Genomic DNA, 16,830 nt, shown 5'->3' with positions numbered 1-16,830 from the left:
TGGGCAAACAAAGAGAAGTAACTCGCTCATCGGCAGATGAGCGAAACCCCCGGCCAACGGCCGGCCCGATCGCGATAAGCCCTCGATTCAACCCAGCCACGCGGCGCTGGGCGACCTCGCGGTCGTGAAGCACCTCCGGCCTGCGCCGGAACGACGAGCAAGAGCGACGAGCAAGAGCGGAGTCGCTGCATTCCAGCGCACAGGTGCCTGCCGCGAGCCCCGCTCCACGGCCCCAGCCGCGCCGGCGACAAGACCGTGGACAGCTTCCGAGGCCCGCTGCGTGGCCTGCCCGGTGCGGACCGCGAGTCCACGCGATCCATCAGCCCGGCGCGCGGGCATAATGCGTGGAGTGCCGAGCGCGTGTGAGGAAACGTCCGTGTTTTTCGACAAGTCGTGGATGGGCTACGGCATGGTCGGCGCGCTGCAGGCGGGCGCGATCGTGGCCGTGCTCGGTTTCGCGCTGTTCGGCCTGCTCCACCGGCTGGGGCGCGACAGCGGACGCAAGCACGTGGCGGTGGAGATCAGCTGGGCCTTCCTGCTGGCGGTGCTGCTGGGCGGCGGCGGCGACGTGTGGGACCTGTGCTACCTCAACTTCGTGCCGGTGGAGTCGATCCAGACCCTGCAACTGCGGCTGGCCTCGGTGCACGACCCGGACAGCCTCGGTACGCGCGTGATGTTCGCGCTGATCGGCGCGGTGGTGGGCGTGTACCTGGGCTGGGAGCTGTTTACCGGGCATTGGCGCGCGCGGCTGGCGAGTCTGCGAAAATAGCGGGCGCCTCCGGCGTTCCCCCTCCGCTATTCCCCCGTAGTCCGCATGAACAGCCTAGCCATGGACGAGCCGCGCGGCGCGCCGCTGACCCTGCGCATCGTGCGGGTGGTCTGTTTCAATTTCCTCACCTACCTGGTGATCGGCCTGCAGATGGCCGTGCTGCCCGCCTTCGTGCACGATGGCCTGCACTACGGGCCGGTGCTGGCGGGGCTGGCGATCAGCACGCAGTACGTGGCCACGCTGTTCAGCCGCGGCCTGGCCGGGCGCATGTCGGACGTGGAGGGGCCGAAGCGGGCGGTGCTGGTCGGTCTCACCGCCACCGGCGCCAGCGCGCTGCTGCTGTTCCTCGCCGCGTGGTTGCGCGCGTGGCCGGCGGCTTCGCTCGCTACCGTGCTGCTGGGGCGGCTGGTACTGGGCGTGGGCGAGAGCTGCGTGGGCACCGGCTGCATCATCTGGGGCATTGGCCAGGTCGGCGCGCTCAACACGGCGAAGGTGATCTCCTGGAGCGGCGTGGCCACCTACAGCGCGCTGGCGATCGGCGCGCCGCTGGGCGTGCTGCTGGCCGGACGGCTGGGCTTCGCCGCGATCGGCGGCGCCGGCGTGCTGCTGATGCTGGGCGCGCTGGCCCTGGCCTGGCGGCGTGCCGACGTGAAAGTGGAGGTGGGCGAGCGGCTGCCGATGCGGCACGTGTTCGGCCGCGTCACGCCGCAGGGGCTGGGCCTCGCGCTGGGCGGAATCGGCTTCGGCGTGATCGCCACCTTCATCACCCTGTACTACGCCAGCGTGGGCTGGAGCCACGCGGCCTTCGCGCTCAGCGTGTTCGGCCTGTGCTTCGTGGGTATGCGCTTGCTGTTCGCCGGCGCCATCGGCCGCTACGGCGGCTACCGCGTGGCGCTGGCTTCGCTGCTGATCGAGAGCGGCGGGTTGGTGCTGCTGGCCAGCGCCCGTGGCCTCGGCATCGCCACGCTCGGCGCGGCGATGACCGGGCTGGGCTTCTCGCTGATCTTCCCCGCGCTCGGCGTGGAGGCGGTGAACCGGGTGAGCGTGAGCAACCGCGGCGCCGCGCTGGCCGCCTACTCGGTGTTCATCGACGTGGCGCTGGCGGCGATCGGTCCGCTCGGCGGCTGGATCGCCGGCGGCGGCCGCTACGCCTCGCTGTTCGGCGTGGCGGCGGGGCTGGCGCTGCTGGCGGCGCTGCTCACCGTGGCGCTGTACGCGCGGCAGGGGCGCGCCGCCGTCGCGGCCTGACTCTCAGAGCCTGTTCAAGTCTCTCCTACCTGCACCCTCCCCTGCGTGCAGGGGAGGGTTGGGGAGGGGGCAACCCTTGCCTCGAGGCCAGAGTTCACCCCCTCCCAGCCTCCCCCTGCAAGCAGCTGCAAGCAGGGGGAGGCGTCAGGCCGCGTCAACGGCAAGACTTTGAACAGGCTCTGAGAGTCAGGGCAGGGCGGCCGGCGTGGGCAGCGCGTGCGCGAACATTCACGGCCAGAGTTCCGGCGTGGCGTAGGCGGGCACCCACGAGCCGTGGTTGACGCCCGGGTAGGCGGTGTAGCGGACCTCGCGGCCCAGCGCCCGCAGCACATCGGCCACGCGCCGGGCCTCGGCGGGCGGCACCACAGTGTCGTCCTCGCCGTGGAAGATCCACACCGGCAGCGTGCCGACGTGGCGCGCCACCCAGGCGCAGGGATCGGCTTCGCCGGGGGGAATGCCCTCGACCCGCAGCGCGGGCTCGTCGCTCACCGTGGTGACGGCGCTGGCGATGATCGCGGCGGCGGCGAACAGGCCGGGGTGGTCGACCGCGAGCTGCCAGCCGCCGTAGCCGCCCATCGACAGCCCGGTGAGGTAGAGCCGGCGGCGGTCGCCGTGGAATTCGCGCACGCTCTGCCCGAGCGCGGCACGCTCGGCGGCGCGGGTCCAGTAGGCGCCTTCCGGCGCCTGTGGCATCACCACCACGGCGGGGAAGCCCTGGCCGTGCTCGCGCAGCCACGGCGGCAGGCCCTGGCCGAGCTGCTTGCGGTTGTCCGTGCCGCGCTCGCCGCTGCCGTGCAGGAACAGTGCCGTAGGCCACTCGCGTTTGGCCGTCCAGCCGTCCGGAACGAAAACCTGGTAGCGGTAGGTCTTGCCGTCCACCACGGCCTGGCGCTCGACGAAGCGCGGGGCGGCGTGGCCGGCGAGGGCGGCGGTCATCAGCAGGAGCGAAAACAGGAGACGGGACATGGGCGGCGCCGGTCGTGGGACATCCGCCCGGTTGACGTCGCCGGCGCGCTATTGGCAAGCGGCGGCGGGCAGCGTGCGCGCCAGCAGGTCGCGCCGCTCGTCGGCATAGCCCGCCTGCAGGTAGAGCGCCTTGGCGTGGGCATTGTGGTGGGTGACCTCCAGGCGCAGCCGCGTCGCGCCCAATTGCTCGGCGCGCCGCTCGAGCAGCGCCAGCGCCTGCCTGCCCCAGCCGCGGCCGCGTGTCGCCGGCTCCAGGTACAACTCGTCCAGCAGCAGGAAGCGCCCGTCCTGTTCGAGGCTGAAGCCCCAGGTCAGCACGGCGTAGCCGGCCACCGCCTCGCCGGCGTCGAGCCACAGCAGTACCTCGCCCTGGGACGGATCGGCCAGCAGTGCGCCGAGGCCGCGGCGCAGGCGCGTTTCGTCGAAGGCGAGGCGGTCCTCGGCGTGGAAGCGGCGCACCATGTCGACCAGCAGGTCGATGTCGGCGCGGGCGGCGAAGCGGAAGCTCAATGTCGTCGTGGACATGCGCAGGTCTCCTCGGGGGATCCTCACGCCGCCGGGCGTTGGCCCGGCCGGCGGCGGGGCGCCCGTCAGAGGATCGGCCCGAACAGTCTCGCCACGTGCATGGCCAGGCGCTTGAGGTAGGGCGCGCCGCGGTATTCGTCGCGGCCGACGGGGTCGGCGAGGGCGAAGTCCGCCTCGAGCATAGCCGCCACCTCGGCGGCGAAGGCGCGTTCCACGCTGAACGCGGCGATCTCGAAGTTGAGGCGGAAGGAGCGGTTGTCGAGGTTCATGCTGCCGACCATGGCGGTGTCGTGGTCCGCCAGCAGCACCTTCTGGTGCAGGAAGCCGGGCCGGTAGCGGAACACGCGGATGCCGGCGCGCACCGCGTCGTAGGCGTGCAGGGTGGAGGCGAGGAACACGGTGCGGTGGTCGGGCCGCGCGGGCAGCAGCACGCGCACGTCCACGCCGCGCAGCACCGCCAGTTGCAGCGCGGCCATCACCGCCTGGTCGGGCACGAAGTAGGGCGTGGTCAGCCACAGCCGCTCGCGCGCGGCGTGGATGGCGGTGACGAACAGCAGCGAGGCGCTCTCCTGCAGGTCGGCCGGGCCGGTGGCGGCGATCAGCGTGCTGGCCTCGCCCGCGCCCTCGCGCGGGGGGCGGAACGGCGGGCGCTCGCCGGTGACCCAGTACCAGTCCACTGCGAAGCTCTGCTGCAGGTCGGCCACGCCCGGGCCCTGCAGTTCCAGGTGGGTGTCGCGCCACGGCGACAGCGGCGGCCGGCTGCCGAGGTATTCGTCGCCCACGTTGAGGCCGCCCACGAAGCCGCGCCAGCCGTCCACCACCACGACCTTGCGGTGGTTGCGGAAGTTGAGCTGGAAGCGGTTGCGCCAGCGCCGCGTGGCGAACGGATGGATGCGCACGCCGCCCGCGCGCAGCGCCTCGACGTAATGGCGGGGCAGGTCATGGCTGCCGATGCCGTCGTAGAGCACGCATACCGCCACGCCGGCGGCGGCGCGCTCGAGCAGCGCCTGCTGCACGCGCCGGCCGAGCGCGTCGTCGTGGAAGATGAAGAACTGCACCAGCACGTAGTGTTCGGCGCCGGCGATGGCGCCGAGGATGGCCTCGAAGGTGGCCGCGCCGTCCACCAGCAGGCGCAGCCGGTGGCCGCCGTGGAAGTGCGCGCCCAGCATGTTGCCGATCGCCGCGTAGCGCGAGCAGCTCGGCAGCGGCGCGTGCCGTTGCAGGTAGGTGCCGCGCTCGGGCCAGTCGTGCGCGGCGGCCTGCCGCTCGCGCGTGCGGTGGCGCAGCCGCTTGAGGTGCACGTAGCCGTGGAAGCGGCTGGCGCCGAGGAACAGGTACGGCACCAGGGTGAAGTAGGGCACCAGCACCAGGCCCAGCGCCCAGGCCAGGGCGCCCTGCGGGGTGCGCGTGTGCATCACCGCGTGCATCGCCGCGAACAGGCCGGCGGCGTGCAGCGACAGGGCGGCCAGAGCGATCAGGCTGGTGAGCATGCGCGGGTCCGTGGTGGTCGGGCCCGCGGTATCTTGCCTGATCCGGCGCGCGGGCTCAGCCGGCCAGCAGCCGCTCGGCGACGCCGCGCGCCTGCTGGCGGATCTCCGGCATCGCGGTCGATTCCCACAGCGCGCCGCGCAGCAGGCTGCCGATGGCGTACACGTGGGGCCACACGCCGCCGCCGTGATGCAGGCGGCCGTCGTCCTCGGCGGCCAGGCCCTGGCCCAGCGGCTCGGGCAGCACGTGGCCGTTGGTGACCAGCTGGCGCACCAGCGGATGGTGGGTGCGGCGCGCGTCGGTGTCCAGGCCGATGGCCTGGATCGCCAGGTCCGCCTCCAGCGCGCGCGCGGACGACCCGTGCGGCAGTTCGAGGTCCAGCTGCACGCCGTCGCCGGCGCGCCGCACCGCGCGCATGCGGCCGCGCAGGCGTTGCAGGCGGCCGCTGTGTTCGAGCTCCGCCATCGCCTCGGCCACCGCCGGGGGCAGCCGGTGGCGCACGCGCTCCCATGCCCAGCGCGCGTGGCGTAGGAAGCGGGCGCGCTCCTCGGGCACCAGGCCGGCCCACAGGCCGGGCGTGTGCGGGCGCAGGCTGTCGATCACCGTGCGCCAGTCGCGGCTGGCCGCGCAGGCGTCGCGCAGCAGGTGCGTCCAGTGGCGCACCTCGGCCTTGTCGCGCATCGCCTCGACCAGCGCACCGCCGTCGTCGGCGGGCGCGGAGGCGGCCGGCAGGTGCGGCTCGGGCAGCCGGCCGTGGCGCGACAGGGCCACGAAGCGGGTCTGCGGCCAGCGCGCCGCCAGTTCGAGCAGCACGTCCACGGCGGTGAGGCCCAGGCCGATCAGCGCCACCTGGCGCGGCGGCGTGGCGTCGTCGCCGCGGGCCAGCAGCGCCCACGGGTCGATCACGTAGCGATCCTCCAGCAGCGCCGGCTCGACGCCGGCCAGCGGCTGGTTCGGCAGCGTGCCGAGTGCGAGCACCGCGGCGTCGGCGCGGCGGCTTTCCTCGCCCTGCAGCACGGTGACGCCGCCCGGCTCGGGCACCAGCGCGTCGGCGGCGAACGGCAGCACGCGCACGTCGTGGTCGCGTGCCTGCGCCTGCGCCAGCGCGCGCCGCACTTCGGACTCGAGGTAGTCGCCGTAGAGGCGGCGCGGCAGGAAGTCGGTGCCGGCGACGTCGGGGTTCTGCCGCTGTGCGTAGTCGAGGAAGCCGAGCGGCTTGCCGGTGAACATGCCCATCGAGGCGGCGCGCACGTTGAGCAGGTGCCGCGGCGAATCGGTGCCGTAGGCCACGCCGCGGCCGGGGCGGCCACCGCCGGTGTACCAGTCCACGTGCAACGGCGTGGTGGCCGGCGCGCGATCGATCAATTCGCTGAGCAACGCCGCGGCCGCGGCGCCGCCGCCGATGATGGCGACTCGTCGGAACATGGGATTCCCGCTGAAATGAAACCGCCGGGCAGGTTAACTCAACCCGGCAGCCGGCCCGCAATCGCGGCGCGCTGCGGCAGCATCTGCCAGCGCTCGCCCTGCGCTTCCTGTTCGTAGGCGAAGTACTCCGACAGGTCGCCGCCGTAGACGTGCAGGGTCAGCGCGGTTTCCTGGCGCGAGAGATTGCGGCAGCGGTGCAGGCCCGGGTCGCCGGTGTCGAACCAGGTGGCGTCGCCGGGGCCGAGCCAGTCGCGGCCCAGCTGGCGCAGCGAGCCGGTGTGCGGGTCGCGCGCCCAGGACTCCACTTCGAGCGCGCCGAGCAGGGCCAGCTCCAGGCCCCACAGGCCGGCGTGGTCGTGGATCGGCGTGGCGTGGTTGGCCGGCCAGGCCATCACCAGCAGGCTGGCGCCCGAGGCCAGGCGCGGGCCGAGCTGCCAGCGTTCGAAGCGGTTGGTACGGCGCAGCGGTTCCAGCTCGGTGGCGAGCCGCCCGCGGTCGCGGTGGGCGATGGCGCCGAGCTCGCGGGCCAGCGTGGCCAGATCCGGATGCTCGTCGAAGTCGTGCGCGAGCACGATCTCACGTAGCGCCTTCAAGCAATGCCTGGATGATCGCATGCGTGACCTTGTGGAGCCCTGAAACGGCGGCCAGTGGACCATGCCCGTCGTTAAAGAGGCGTAACCCGGAAGCATGACTTCCGTGCCATGGCCGCCACGGCGGCGGGGCGCAGAATGGACCTGCGCCGCCGGCCAAACCTTCGATGGCGCGGGCGGCATCCAAGGCAGGTTCCCGCGCTGGCGGGGCGGCGCGTCGAGGAGGCGGCGATGATCGAGCTGATGGTGGGAATCGCGTTGCTGGTGGGCGGCCTGTGGCTGGCCGCCGCGGTGGTCGGGCTGGCGTTCAAGCTGGCGTTCGCCCTGATCGGCGGGCTGTTCGGGCTGGTGAGCGGGCTGTTCGGGCTGGTGCTCGGCGGCGTGGCGCTGCTGATCGCCGCGCCGCTGGTGCTGCTCGTGCTGCTGCCGCTGTGGCTGCCGGTGCTGTTGCTGGCGGCGCTGGTGTGGGCGATCGCGCGCGCGGCGCGCGGCCCGGCGCACGCCGCCGCGGCACACTGAAGCATTCGTCCAAGAACGTTCGTCGAAAGAAACCCGGCGCGGCCGCTGCCGCGCCGGGACGCCAGGCTTTATTGCTCGCGCAACGCGAAGCTCACCGGCACGCGCGCCCAGGCGCGGGCCGGGCGGCCCTGCACAGTGGCCGGCTCGAACCGCCACGAGGCCAGCACCTGCTCGCGCGCGCTGCGATCGAGCACGGCGTAGCCGCTGCTCTGCTCGATCACCACCTCGACCGGCTTGCCTTCCTCGTCCACCAGTACGCGCAGCAGCACGGTGCCGTGCATGTGCTGGCGCACCGCGATCGAGGGAAAGCTCAGCGGCGCCGAGCGGTAGGCGAGGCTGGCTTGTGCCGGTGGCTCAGGCGGGGCGACAGCGGTCGGCGCAACGGCAGGCGGCGTGGGCGTGGGGACTGCGGCCGGCGGCGTGGCGAGACGGCCCTCCTCGGTTGGCACGCTGGGCGGCGCCACCGGCGGAGGCGTCCGCACCTGCACGGGCCGGGGCGCGGCGTGCGGCAGCGGCTTCACCACGGGCACCGGCGGTGCGGGCGGTGGCGGCGCGACCGGGGCGATGAAGCGGACCGGCAGCGCCGGATCGGGGCGGGACGCATCGAGCGCGGGCCATGCCATCGGCCGCAGGGCGGCCAGCAGGACGGCGAGGTTGAGGGCGAGCGCCGCGCTGAAGGCGGCGATGCGCACCGCATCGGGATGCGCGCGGGAAACGGCCAGGCTTGTGGACGACATGGGCGACCTCCTGACTGCGACGTGGCGGGTTGTGGCGCCGCCGGCGGGGGCGGGGAATGCTGCGGCGCGCCACCAGCCTATGTCGCCGGCCGTCGCCGGCGCAAGCGGCCGTCCAGTCGTCCAAACGGGGGCACAAAAAAGCCCCGCGGAGAGGCGGGGCGGGAGAGCGGATGCGAGGGGGATGAGGGGCATCCGCGTTCGCACTGTCGGGGCTGGGCCGTTAGGGCATCGTGCAATGGTGGTGAGCGAGTCGTTGTTTTTGCCGTGCTCCGCGGCCGGGTGGATGCCGGAACTCCGCCGCCGTCTCTCGTTGGCCTGCGGCGGTCGGGCGCCGCCGCAACGTGAGGGCCCCGCCGCCATACCGGATATGGTGCACCGCGGCATGATCCATACGCGAGCGTAGGCAAATCGATGCCTGCCGGGTAAGGTTAGGCAAAACGTCTTGTATCCGACTTGATTCCGGGAGTCGCCGATGTCCGTCCAGTCCGGTGCGCTGGTGCCGCGCTATGCCTTTGCCGACGAGTTGGCCAGCACGCTGATCCACGGCGTCGGCATCGTGCTCAGCATCGCCGGGCTGGCCACGCTGGTGGCGTTCGCCTCGCTCTACGGCGACGCGCGGGCGGTGGTGGCGAGCGCGGTGTTCGGCACCACGCTGATCCTGCTCTACACGGCCTCCACGCTCTACCACGCCATCCCCGGCGAGCTGCCGCGGCGGGTGCTGCGCAAGCTCGACCATATCGCGATCTTCCTGCTGATCGCCGGCACCTATACGCCTTTCACCCTGATCGCGCTGCCGGGCGCCTGGGGCTGGGGCCTGTTCGGCACCATCTGGGCGCTGGCGGTGGCCGGCAGCGCGCTGGAGCTGGGCCTGCTGCACCGTATCCGCAGCCGCACGCTGGCGGTGGTGCTCTACGTGGCGATGGGCTGGGTCGCGCTGGTGGCGTTCAAGCCGCTCAGCGCGCACCTCGACAGCGGCGGCCTCGCGCTGCTGATCGCCGGCGGCGTCACCTACACGCTGGGGGTGCCGTTCTACCTGTGCCGGCGGCTGCCGTTCCACCACGCCGTGTGGCACGGTTTCGTGCTGGCCGGCAGCGTGCTGCACTACCTCGCGGTGCTGCTGTACGTGCTGCCCGATCCGGCCTGAGAGCCCGTTCACGCGCTCCCCCGAGGTTGCTGGAGCGCGCTTGCGCGCGACCATGACGTCATGGCGTTAACCGCTGCGCAGACTGGTCGCGCGCAGGCGCGCTCCTGCGGCAGATCGTGTTGGCGGACGAGTTCGTGAGCAGGCTCCGAGGCAATCGCCGCGGCGCTCAGCCGACCAGCAGCGCCAGCCCGAACAGGCCCACCATCACGCAGGAGATCACCAGCTTGAGCAGGGTGCCGCAGAGCAGCCCCAGCCAGGTACCCACGCCCACGTGGGTGGAGCGCAGCACGCTGGTGCCGGAGGCCAGCTCGCCGACCAGCGCCCCCGCGAACGGGCCGAACACCAGGCCCGGCAGGCCGAAGAACATGCCTACCAGGGTGCCCAGGCTGGCGCCCCACAGCGCCATCCGGCTGGCGCCGATGCGCCGTGCGCCCAGCGTGGCGGCCACGAAATCCACGATCACCCCGAGCGCGCCCAGCGCGCCGATCGCCAGCAGCCAGCCGAGGCCGAGGTGGCGGTAGTCGTCCACCGCCGCGGCCAGCCAGATGCCGCCGAAGATCATCGGGATGCCGGGCAGCACGGGCAGGATCGCCCCGGCCAGACCGGTGACGATCAGGATGGCGGCGAGCAGGTAGAGCGCGATGTCCATGGTCGCATCGTTGTCCGTTCGGTGGGCCGGGGTGCCGCGCATGGCCGCGGTCGGTCACAATGGGGCCCGGCCGCGGGCCGGGCGAGTGTAACCCTGCCGCGTGCCTCGCCGATGTGATCGACGGGTGGACGAATGCTGCTCAAGGCCGACGAACTGGGCCGGATCGAACTTGCCGAACGTGACGGCGTGCGCGTCGTGCGCCGCGACGTGGGCGCCGCGCGCTGGTGGGCGCGCGCCTTCGCGCGCCGCGCCGCCGCCCGCGAGGCGCGCGCGCTGGCGAAGCTCGACGGCCTCGACGGCGTGCCGGCGCTGCTCGGCTGGAACGGCCGCGAACTGCTGCGCGGCTACATCGCCGGCCTGCCGATGCAGCAGGCGCAGCCGCGAGGGCGCGCCTACTACCGCGACGCCCTGCGCCTGCTGGCCGCGCTGCACCGGCGCGGCATCGTGCACAACGACCTGGCGAAGGAGCCGAACTGGCTGGTGCGCGAGGACGGCCGTCCCGCCCTGGTGGATTTCCAGATCGCCTGGACCCGCGGCCGCCGCGGCGCACTGTTCCGCCTGCTCGCCCGCGAAGACCTGCGCCACCTGCTCAAGCACAAGCGCACCTACTGCCCCGAGGCGCTGAGCGCCCGCCAGCGCGCGATCCTCTCCACCCCGGCACCGCATGCGCGCCTGTGGCGCGCCACCTTCAAGCGGCTGTACAAGCTGGTCGCGCGGCGGATCTTCGGCTACTGGGACAACGAGGGGCAGGGCAGGGTGAGGAACTAACCCTCGCCCGATTCCCCGCTTGGCACGCCTCTCTGCACCCCTGTGGTGCCTTGTGTCGCGACAAGCCTGCGCCGCGGCAACGCCGTAGCACCCCGGCCGCGCGCAAGGCGCGCTCCCACCCGGGCGGCAAATCTTGCAGGGAAATCGCAGAGGCCCTCAGTCCCCGGCCTGCCCGGCCCCGAACCGTTCCAGCAGGAAGTCGATCACGCTGCGCAGCTTGGCGGTGGGCCGGCGGTCCGGCGCGTACAGCAGGTGCATCGGCGTGGCCGGCGGCGCCCATTCGGGCAGCACCTGGACCAGCCGGCCGGCGGCGAGGTCGTCGGCGAGCAGCACCTCCGGCTGCAGCACGATGCCGGCGTCCGCCAGGGCGGCGACACGCAGCGCGTCGCCGTTGTCCACCGACAGCCGCCCGTGCACGGCCACCTCGCGCTCGCCGTCGGGCCCGAGCAAGCGCCAGCGGTCGCGGCGGCGCCAGTTCGACAGGCCCAGGCAGGCGTGGCCGGCCAGGTCCTCCGGCCGGCGCGGCGTAGCGTGCCGGGCCAGGTAGGCGGGCGAGGCGGCCAGCAGCATGCGGTAGGGTCGCAGCGGGCGCGCCACCAGCGCGGGGTCGTCGAGCGGGCCGATGCGGATCGCCAGCTCGAAGCCCTCGTCCACCAAGTCGTAGACGCGGTTGTCCAGGCGCAGGTCGATGCTCACCTGCGGGTGCCGCGCCAGGTATTCGGTCAGCGCCGGCACCAGCCGCCGGCTGCCGAAGCTGAGCGGCGCGGTGAGGCGCAGCAGGCCGCGCGGCATCGCCTGCAGTTCGTGGGCGCTGGCCTCGGCCAGCTCGATGTCGGCCAGCACCTGCTTGCAGCGCTCGTAGTAGAGGCGGCCGACCTCGGTGAGCTGCTGGCGGCGGGTGGTCCGGTGCAGCAGGCGCGCGCCCAGCCGTTCCTCGAGCCCGCGCACGTGCTTGCCGGCCATGGTGGCGGACACCCCGGCGGCCTCGGCCGCGGCGCTGAAACTGCCGCGCTCCACCACCCGCACGAACATCGCCATGCCGGCGAGCTTGTCCATGGATTGCGAACCATTGGGTTGCCAATGGATCAAATCATTGCATGTTTATCAGCCAATGGTTCGGGATGAGACTCCACGCACACGGCCCATCCGGGCCGGCCCACTGGAGGATCGACCATGCCTACCCTGTACCTGGACATGCATCCCGGCCGCACGCTCGACCAGAAGCGCGCCTTCGTCCGCGAGACCACCCGCGTCACCGCCGAAACGCTGGCCTGCCCGCCGGAAAGCGTGGAGATCGTGATCCGCGAAGTGCCCAAGGACGCCTGGGCCAGCGGCGGCACGCTGCGTTCGGACGGCTGAGGGGGCGACGATGGGCACGAACTCGTCCGCGCGGGGCGCAGCGGCGACGACGTCACGGTGGACCTCACCGACATGGACAGCGTCGAGCGCATGTACCGGGCGGCCGGAGAGGCGCTGCCGCCGGGCCGCATGGGGCGGTCCGGCGGGGGTCGTCACTTATCGACGAAGGCCCGCTCGATCACGTAGTCGCCCGGCTCGCGCGTGCGCGGGGAGGCCTGGAAGCCGCGGCCGTCGAGCAGCACGCACAGGTCGTCCAGCATCGCCGGGCTGCCGCACAGCATCACGCGGTCGGTCTCCGGGTTGAGCGGCGGCAGGCCGGTGGCCTCGCTCATCAGGCCGTCGGCGATGGCGTCGGTGATGCGGCCGCGGTGGCGGAACGGCTCGCGGGTCACGGTGGGGTAGTAGATCAGCTTCTCGCGCACCAGCTCGCCCAGGTACTCGTGCTGCGGCAGCTCGTTCTGCAAGTAGTCGGCGTAGGCGAGGTCGTCGACGTGGCGCACGCCGTGGGCCAGCACGATCTTGTCGAAGCGCTCGTACACGTCCGGATCGCGGATGATGCTGAGGAAGGGCGCGAGGCCCGTGCCGGTGCCCAGCAGGTAGAGGTGCCTGCCGGGCTTGAGATCCGTGAGCACCAGCGTGCCGGTGGGCTTGCGGCTCACGGTGAGCGCGTCGCCGGGCTTTAAGTGCTGCAGGCGCGAGGTGAGCGGGCCGTCGGGCACCTTGATCGAGAAGAACTCCAGGTGCTCCTCCCAGCTCGCGCTGGCGATGGAGTAGGCGCGCATCAGCGGGCGGCCGTTGACGGTGAGGCCGATCATCACGAACTGGCCGCTGTCGAAGCGGAAGCCCGGGTCGCGCGTGGTGCGGAAGGAGAACAGGCTGTCGTTCCAGTGCTGCACGTCGATCACGTGCTCGGTCGCCAATGCCACCATGGTCGTTTCGTCTCGAAGAATGCCGCGGAGTTCGCATGCCGGTCGCGCACCGGCGCTACGGGAGGAAGCCGGTGGCGGGTCTCGCTGGGGGAGGGCGGCGTGCCTCTGCGCCTTGCGAGCGCCGCGTCGGGCGCGGCGGCAGGCGCATAGGGTACGCGATCCGGCCGGCGGCTGCTCGGGCGGCGCGATGCATGCCACCTTAGCTCTTCCTTGGCCGGCGCGGAATTCGGGCAAGATAGAAGGCCTGCGGCAATCCGCCGCGGATGCCGTTGGCATCAACCGCGCAGGGGGGGGACGCATGGGCGAGCGGGGGCGGGATCCGGTCGAGAGCCGGGAAGTGGGGCGGCGGCATCTGGAGCGGCTGGTGATGCTGTCGGACGGCATCTTCGCCATCGCCATCACGCTGTCGGCGATCGAGATCAAGCCCGAGCCGCAGCCGGGGCAGACGCTGTGGCAAGCGTGGTCGACGCCGCTGCTGGTGTATTTCCTGAGCTTCGTGCTGATCGGCGCGATCTGGGCCAGCCATCGCCGCATCGTGGCGCACCTGCGCGACATCGACGGCCCCGGCACGGCGATCAACCTGCTGCTGCTCAGCCTGGTGGCGCTGATGCCGGTGGTGATTCGCTTCGTGCTGACCGAGACCGAGTCGGCCTCGGCGTTCCCGATCTACGCCGCCGCCGTCGCGGCGACCTTCGGCTGCCTGGCGGTGCTGTGGGCCTACGCCGCCTTCTTCGCCCGGCTCGCCCCCGACGTGCCGCCGCGCCAGGCCCTGGCCTGGTTGCTGGAAACGGTGGCCGCGCCGCTGATCGTGGCGGCCGGCGCGTGCTACGAGGCGAAGGGCAAGGCCGTGGCGCTGCTGATCACCGTGTTCGCCGTGCTGCTGCTGGTGGCGAAGTGGCGGCTCGAGCGCTCCATGAAGCCGGTTGCCCGGAGCGACTGAGGCACCCCTCGCGCGCGGCGTGGGCCGGTCTCGATCGAGTGGGGCGCTGGCCCGCGTGCGCCCCGTCGGCGATTCTCTCGGCCCCCGGCCTCCGGCCCGCGCGCGGGCGCCGCACGAACGCGGCGCCGCCAACTGAAACTGATGGCCGGATGAGTCGTCGCCATCGAGGCGCTGAAATCCGGCGTGGATCGTTTTAACCTGTGCGCCACGGGCTGGCGCGGCCCTGGTCCCAGTAATCCTCATACCTCGATGTGGTCCGGCATGTTTCCCATGGCGGACCTTTGGCGATTTCGCATGTCCAAGACTTCCATGTACCTGCCGCTGTTCGCCCTGGCCGCGGCCGCGTTCGGCATCGGCACCACCGAGTTCGTGATCATGGGCCTGCTGCCGGAGGTGGCGGCCGATCTGCACGTGACGGCACAGGCCGCCGGCATGCTGGTGTCCGGCTACGCGCTTGGCGTGGCGGCCGGCGCGCCGGTGCTGGCCGTGCTGACCGCGCGCTGGCCGCGGCGGCGCGCGCTGCTCAGCCTGGTGGGCATGTTCATCGCCGGCAACGTGTTGTGCGCGCTGGCGCCCAGCTACGCGCTGCTGATGGGCGCGCGGGTGGTCACGGCGTTCTGCCACGCGGCCTTCTTCGGCATCGGCGCGGTGGTGGCGGCCGACCTGGTGCCGCGCGAGAAGCGCGCGCAGGCGGTGGCGGTGATGTTCACCGGGCTCACCCTGGCCAACGTGCTCGGCGTGCCCTTCGGTACCGCCCTGGGGCAATGGGCCGGCTGGCGCACCACGTTCTGGGCGGTGGCGGCGATCGGTCTGCTGGCCCTGCTGGCGCTGCAGCTGTGGTTGCCTCGCCGGCTGCCCCTGCCGGCTGCCGGCAAGCTGTTGCGCGAGTTCCGCTCGCTGCTCGGGCTGCGGGTGCAGATGGCGTTGCTGATCAGCACGCTGGCCTCGGTGAGTATGTTCGCCGTATTCACCTACATCGCCTACATTCTGCGCGAGGTCACCGGCTTCGCCGCCTCGGCGGAGAGCTGGGTGCTGCTGCTGTTCGGCGGCGGCATCACGGTGGGCGGGCTGCTCGGCGGGCGGCTCGCCGACTGGCGGCTGATGCGGGCGATGGCCGGCCTGTTCGCGGCGATCGCGCTGGTGATGCTGCTGTTCGCCTACACCAGCCATTTCCAGGCCGCCACGCTGGTCACGCTGTTCGTCTGGGGCGTGGTTTCTTTCGCGGTGGTGCCGGCCGCGCAGGTGTACGTGCTGGACCAGGCCAGCGAGGCGCCCAACCTCGCCTCCACCCTCAACCAGGGCGCCTTCAACCTCGGCAACGCCACTGGCGCGTGGCTTGGCGGCCTGGTGATCGGCAACGGCCTGCCGCTGACCGACCTGCCGCTGCTCGGCGCCGGCGTCTCGGTGCTGGCGCTGGCGGTGGTGCTGTACTCGGCGCTGCTGGGGCGGCGCGTGCAGGTGGCCGGCTACGCCGGTTGATCCGGATCCGCCGCTGCGCCGCGCAGGTCGGCGGCAAACGAGGCGAGGGGGCGCTGTTGACCCGCCTTTGATGTCGGAACACCTTGGGCCAAGTCGTTGGTGGACTAGCAAGGAAGCGTCATCATGAAAAACTCGGATCCTTTCAATTTGTTGAGGAACTGCCTTGGCCATCACCGCCAGCAGTTCCGGTCGGTAGTCGACATCTGCGTACGCATCCGCTGCAGGAAGGGCCTCACGACTTTGCTCTTGGGGATGTCGCTGGTCGTTGGAGTAGGAGCGTGCGCGACCCCGCCTGATGCTGATGGTCTTGATCGGCGCACGAAGACGGCCACGCCTATCCGGCCCAATAGCAATTGGCCGGCGACGACCGTCGCAGAACGTGAATTCCCGACGGCAGAAGTCATCTTTGAACACCGTAGCAAGCCGTGGAAGCTCTGGCTGGTGTCATCGCCTGTAAACGGCACGGCGCATGCCCTGGAATTCTTTTCGGGCGAGCGTGTGGCAGATGTTCAGGCTGATTTGACTGAGCCGGGCAATTTGACTGAGCCGGGCAAATGGTTGGTCTACAGCTTCACGGACCGTGGCGGGAATCGATATGCATCCACCCCGGGAGTGTCTTACGGAGTAGGTACCGACCAGTCTGCGGTTTATGGCGGTTGGTGGGATCGGGAAGGCAGGGGCCATGAGGTCGTGCTGGGTGACCTCCTGTTCAAGCAGGAGACCGTAATGGCCGGCGGCGTACCCACCAACACGCCCGTAGACGTGCGCCATCTGTTCGGTGGGCAGTCCATCTGCGAGGAAGCCGCCTACGTTGCTCGAACACGCGCGTCCTTGCGGCAGGACACTGAGCCGGGGTTCAAGCCGGTCACGAAAATCATTGCGGACTACGACGGTCAAAGGAACTGCTGGGTTACCCTCCCGACACAGGCGGTAGACCTTGAGGATAATACGACTCTCATTGTTACAGGCAGCAAGGCAATCCGGTTGAACAGCAAGGACTTGTCGCCGGCTGGAACCGTGCGAAGCATTCGGATCATCGACATTAAGGAACAGCAATAACGCAACGCGCGCCAGGAGGCACCACCGTGAATGCACAACTGCGACCCGCAACACTGACCGAAAACGAACTCAGGGCAACGATCTACTTCGCAGTGGGCGTGGCCTCCGAAGGTAGCCTACGCGGGCGCAACGTCGCTTATGACCTTTCGTTTGCAGGCTATGTTCACCGAGACGGCGAAACATCGATGCGTCCGCCCATCGAAGCGGGGACATTCCGCAATGCTCTCAACTTAAGC

The 16,830-nt window shown here is 71.4% G+C and carries 19 protein-coding genes; 10 read left to right on the top strand and 9 right to left on the bottom strand.

Annotation, left to right across the window (positions count from 1 at the left end):
* The first annotated feature begins 376 nt into the window (after window positions 1-376).
* Window positions 377-769, top strand: a complete 393-nt coding sequence (locus ACH65_RS17025) for a hypothetical protein (protein ID WP_049623826.1) — start codon at window positions 377-379, stop codon at window positions 767-769.
* A 45-nt stretch (window positions 770-814) separates the two neighbouring features.
* Window positions 815-2,017 (top strand): MFS transporter, encoded by a 1,203-nt coding sequence (locus ACH65_RS17020; RefSeq protein ID WP_049623825.1) that lies wholly within the window; start codon window positions 815-817, stop codon window positions 2,015-2,017.
* Window positions 2,018-2,245: 228 nt separating this feature from the next.
* Here the strand turns inward: ACH65_RS17020 and ACH65_RS17015 are convergent, their stop codons facing one another.
* From ACH65_RS17015 to ACH65_RS16995, 5 genes are all read right to left on the bottom strand, one after another.
* Window positions 2,246-2,983 carry a carboxylesterase family protein gene (locus ACH65_RS17015; RefSeq protein ID WP_049623824.1) on the bottom strand — a complete coding sequence of 246 codons (738 nt, stop codon included), beginning with the start codon at window positions 2,981-2,983 and terminating at the stop codon, window positions 2,246-2,248.
* 48 nt (window positions 2,984-3,031) lie between these two features.
* Complete coding sequence (locus ACH65_RS17010) at window positions 3,032-3,508, bottom strand: GNAT family N-acetyltransferase (RefSeq protein WP_049623823.1); 477 nt, start codon at window positions 3,506-3,508, stop codon at window positions 3,032-3,034.
* Window positions 3,509-3,573: 65 nt separating this feature from the next.
* Window positions 3,574-4,998: a cardiolipin synthase gene (gene cls / locus ACH65_RS17005; protein ID WP_049623822.1), complete on the bottom strand. Its 1,425-nt coding sequence runs from the start codon at window positions 4,996-4,998 to the stop codon at window positions 3,574-3,576.
* A 55-nt stretch (window positions 4,999-5,053) separates the two neighbouring features.
* The gene (locus ACH65_RS17000) at window positions 5,054-6,421 is read right to left on the bottom strand and encodes an FAD/NAD(P)-binding protein (protein ID WP_049623821.1); all 1,368 of its coding nucleotides are present in this window, start codon (window positions 6,419-6,421) and stop codon (window positions 5,054-5,056) included.
* A 38-nt stretch (window positions 6,422-6,459) separates the two neighbouring features.
* Complete coding sequence (locus tag ACH65_RS16995; protein WP_237561555.1) at window positions 6,460-7,014, bottom strand: cupin domain-containing protein; 555 nt, start codon at window positions 7,012-7,014, stop codon at window positions 6,460-6,462.
* A gap of 228 nt (window positions 7,015-7,242) precedes the next feature.
* On the opposite strand from ACH65_RS16995, the gene ACH65_RS16990 reads away from it, so the two are divergent.
* On the top strand, window positions 7,243-7,530 hold the full coding sequence (locus ACH65_RS16990) for a hypothetical protein (RefSeq protein ID WP_049623819.1): 288 nt from the start codon (window positions 7,243-7,245) through the stop codon (window positions 7,528-7,530).
* A 68-nt stretch (window positions 7,531-7,598) separates the two neighbouring features.
* Here ACH65_RS16990 and ACH65_RS16985 read toward each other — a convergent pair whose 3' ends face one another.
* Window positions 7,599-8,267: an energy transducer TonB gene (locus tag ACH65_RS16985; RefSeq protein ID WP_049623818.1), complete on the bottom strand. Its 669-nt coding sequence runs from the start codon at window positions 8,265-8,267 to the stop codon at window positions 7,599-7,601.
* A 472-nt stretch (window positions 8,268-8,739) separates the two neighbouring features.
* On the opposite strand from ACH65_RS16985, the gene trhA reads away from it, so the two are divergent.
* Window positions 8,740-9,411, top strand: a complete 672-nt coding sequence (gene trhA / locus ACH65_RS16980; protein WP_049623817.1) for a PAQR family membrane homeostasis protein TrhA — start codon at window positions 8,740-8,742, stop codon at window positions 9,409-9,411.
* Between the two features lie 166 nt (window positions 9,412-9,577).
* Here trhA and ACH65_RS16975 read toward each other — a convergent pair whose 3' ends face one another.
* Window positions 9,578-10,060, bottom strand: coding sequence for a DUF456 domain-containing protein (locus ACH65_RS16975; RefSeq protein ID WP_049623816.1), 483 nt, complete (start codon window positions 10,058-10,060; stop codon window positions 9,578-9,580).
* A 132-nt stretch (window positions 10,061-10,192) separates the two neighbouring features.
* On the opposite strand from ACH65_RS16975, the gene ACH65_RS16970 reads away from it, so the two are divergent.
* Window positions 10,193-10,828: an RIO1 family regulatory kinase/ATPase domain-containing protein gene (locus tag ACH65_RS16970; protein WP_049623815.1), complete on the top strand. Its 636-nt coding sequence runs from the start codon at window positions 10,193-10,195 to the stop codon at window positions 10,826-10,828.
* Window positions 10,829-10,984: 156 nt separating this feature from the next.
* Here the strand turns inward: ACH65_RS16970 and ACH65_RS16965 are convergent, their stop codons facing one another.
* Complete coding sequence (locus ACH65_RS16965) at window positions 10,985-11,884, bottom strand: LysR family transcriptional regulator (RefSeq protein ID WP_049623814.1); 900 nt, start codon at window positions 11,882-11,884, stop codon at window positions 10,985-10,987.
* Window positions 11,885-12,001: 117 nt separating this feature from the next.
* Between ACH65_RS16965 and ACH65_RS16960 the strand changes: the two genes are divergently transcribed.
* Entirely contained in the window at window positions 12,002-12,187 is a 186-nt protein-coding gene (locus ACH65_RS16960) for a 4-oxalocrotonate tautomerase (protein ID WP_049623813.1), read from the top strand.
* A 152-nt stretch (window positions 12,188-12,339) separates the two neighbouring features.
* On the opposite strand, the gene ACH65_RS16955 is transcribed toward ACH65_RS16960, so the two are convergent.
* The gene (locus tag ACH65_RS16955; RefSeq protein ID WP_049623812.1) at window positions 12,340-13,116 is read right to left on the bottom strand and encodes a ferredoxin--NADP reductase; all 777 of its coding nucleotides are present in this window, start codon (window positions 13,114-13,116) and stop codon (window positions 12,340-12,342) included.
* Between the two features lie 298 nt (window positions 13,117-13,414).
* On the opposite strand from ACH65_RS16955, the gene ACH65_RS16950 reads away from it, so the two are divergent.
* The 4 genes from ACH65_RS16950 to ACH65_RS20865 form a co-directional block, all read left to right on the top strand.
* Window positions 13,415-14,056 (top strand): TMEM175 family protein, encoded by a 642-nt coding sequence (locus ACH65_RS16950; RefSeq protein ID WP_049623811.1) that lies wholly within the window; start codon window positions 13,415-13,417, stop codon window positions 14,054-14,056.
* A gap of 294 nt (window positions 14,057-14,350) precedes the next feature.
* Window positions 14,351-15,535, top strand: coding sequence for an MFS transporter (locus ACH65_RS16945; RefSeq protein WP_202594237.1), 1,185 nt, complete (start codon window positions 14,351-14,353; stop codon window positions 15,533-15,535).
* 123 nt (window positions 15,536-15,658) lie between these two features.
* Window positions 15,659-16,594, top strand: coding sequence for a hypothetical protein (locus ACH65_RS20035; protein WP_153242653.1), 936 nt, complete (start codon window positions 15,659-15,661; stop codon window positions 16,592-16,594).
* A gap of 26 nt (window positions 16,595-16,620) precedes the next feature.
* On the top strand, window positions 16,621-16,830 hold a 210-nt coding region (locus ACH65_RS20865), incomplete at its 3' end, for a hypothetical protein (protein ID WP_237561554.1).

It is taken from the genome of Frateuria defendens (assembly GCF_001182895.1).
GTDB lineage: Bacteria > Pseudomonadota > Gammaproteobacteria > Xanthomonadales > Rhodanobacteraceae > Frateuria_B > Frateuria_B defendens.
Note: the sequence above shows the minus strand (reverse complement) of the source record. Positions and strands in the feature narration are given on the sequence as shown.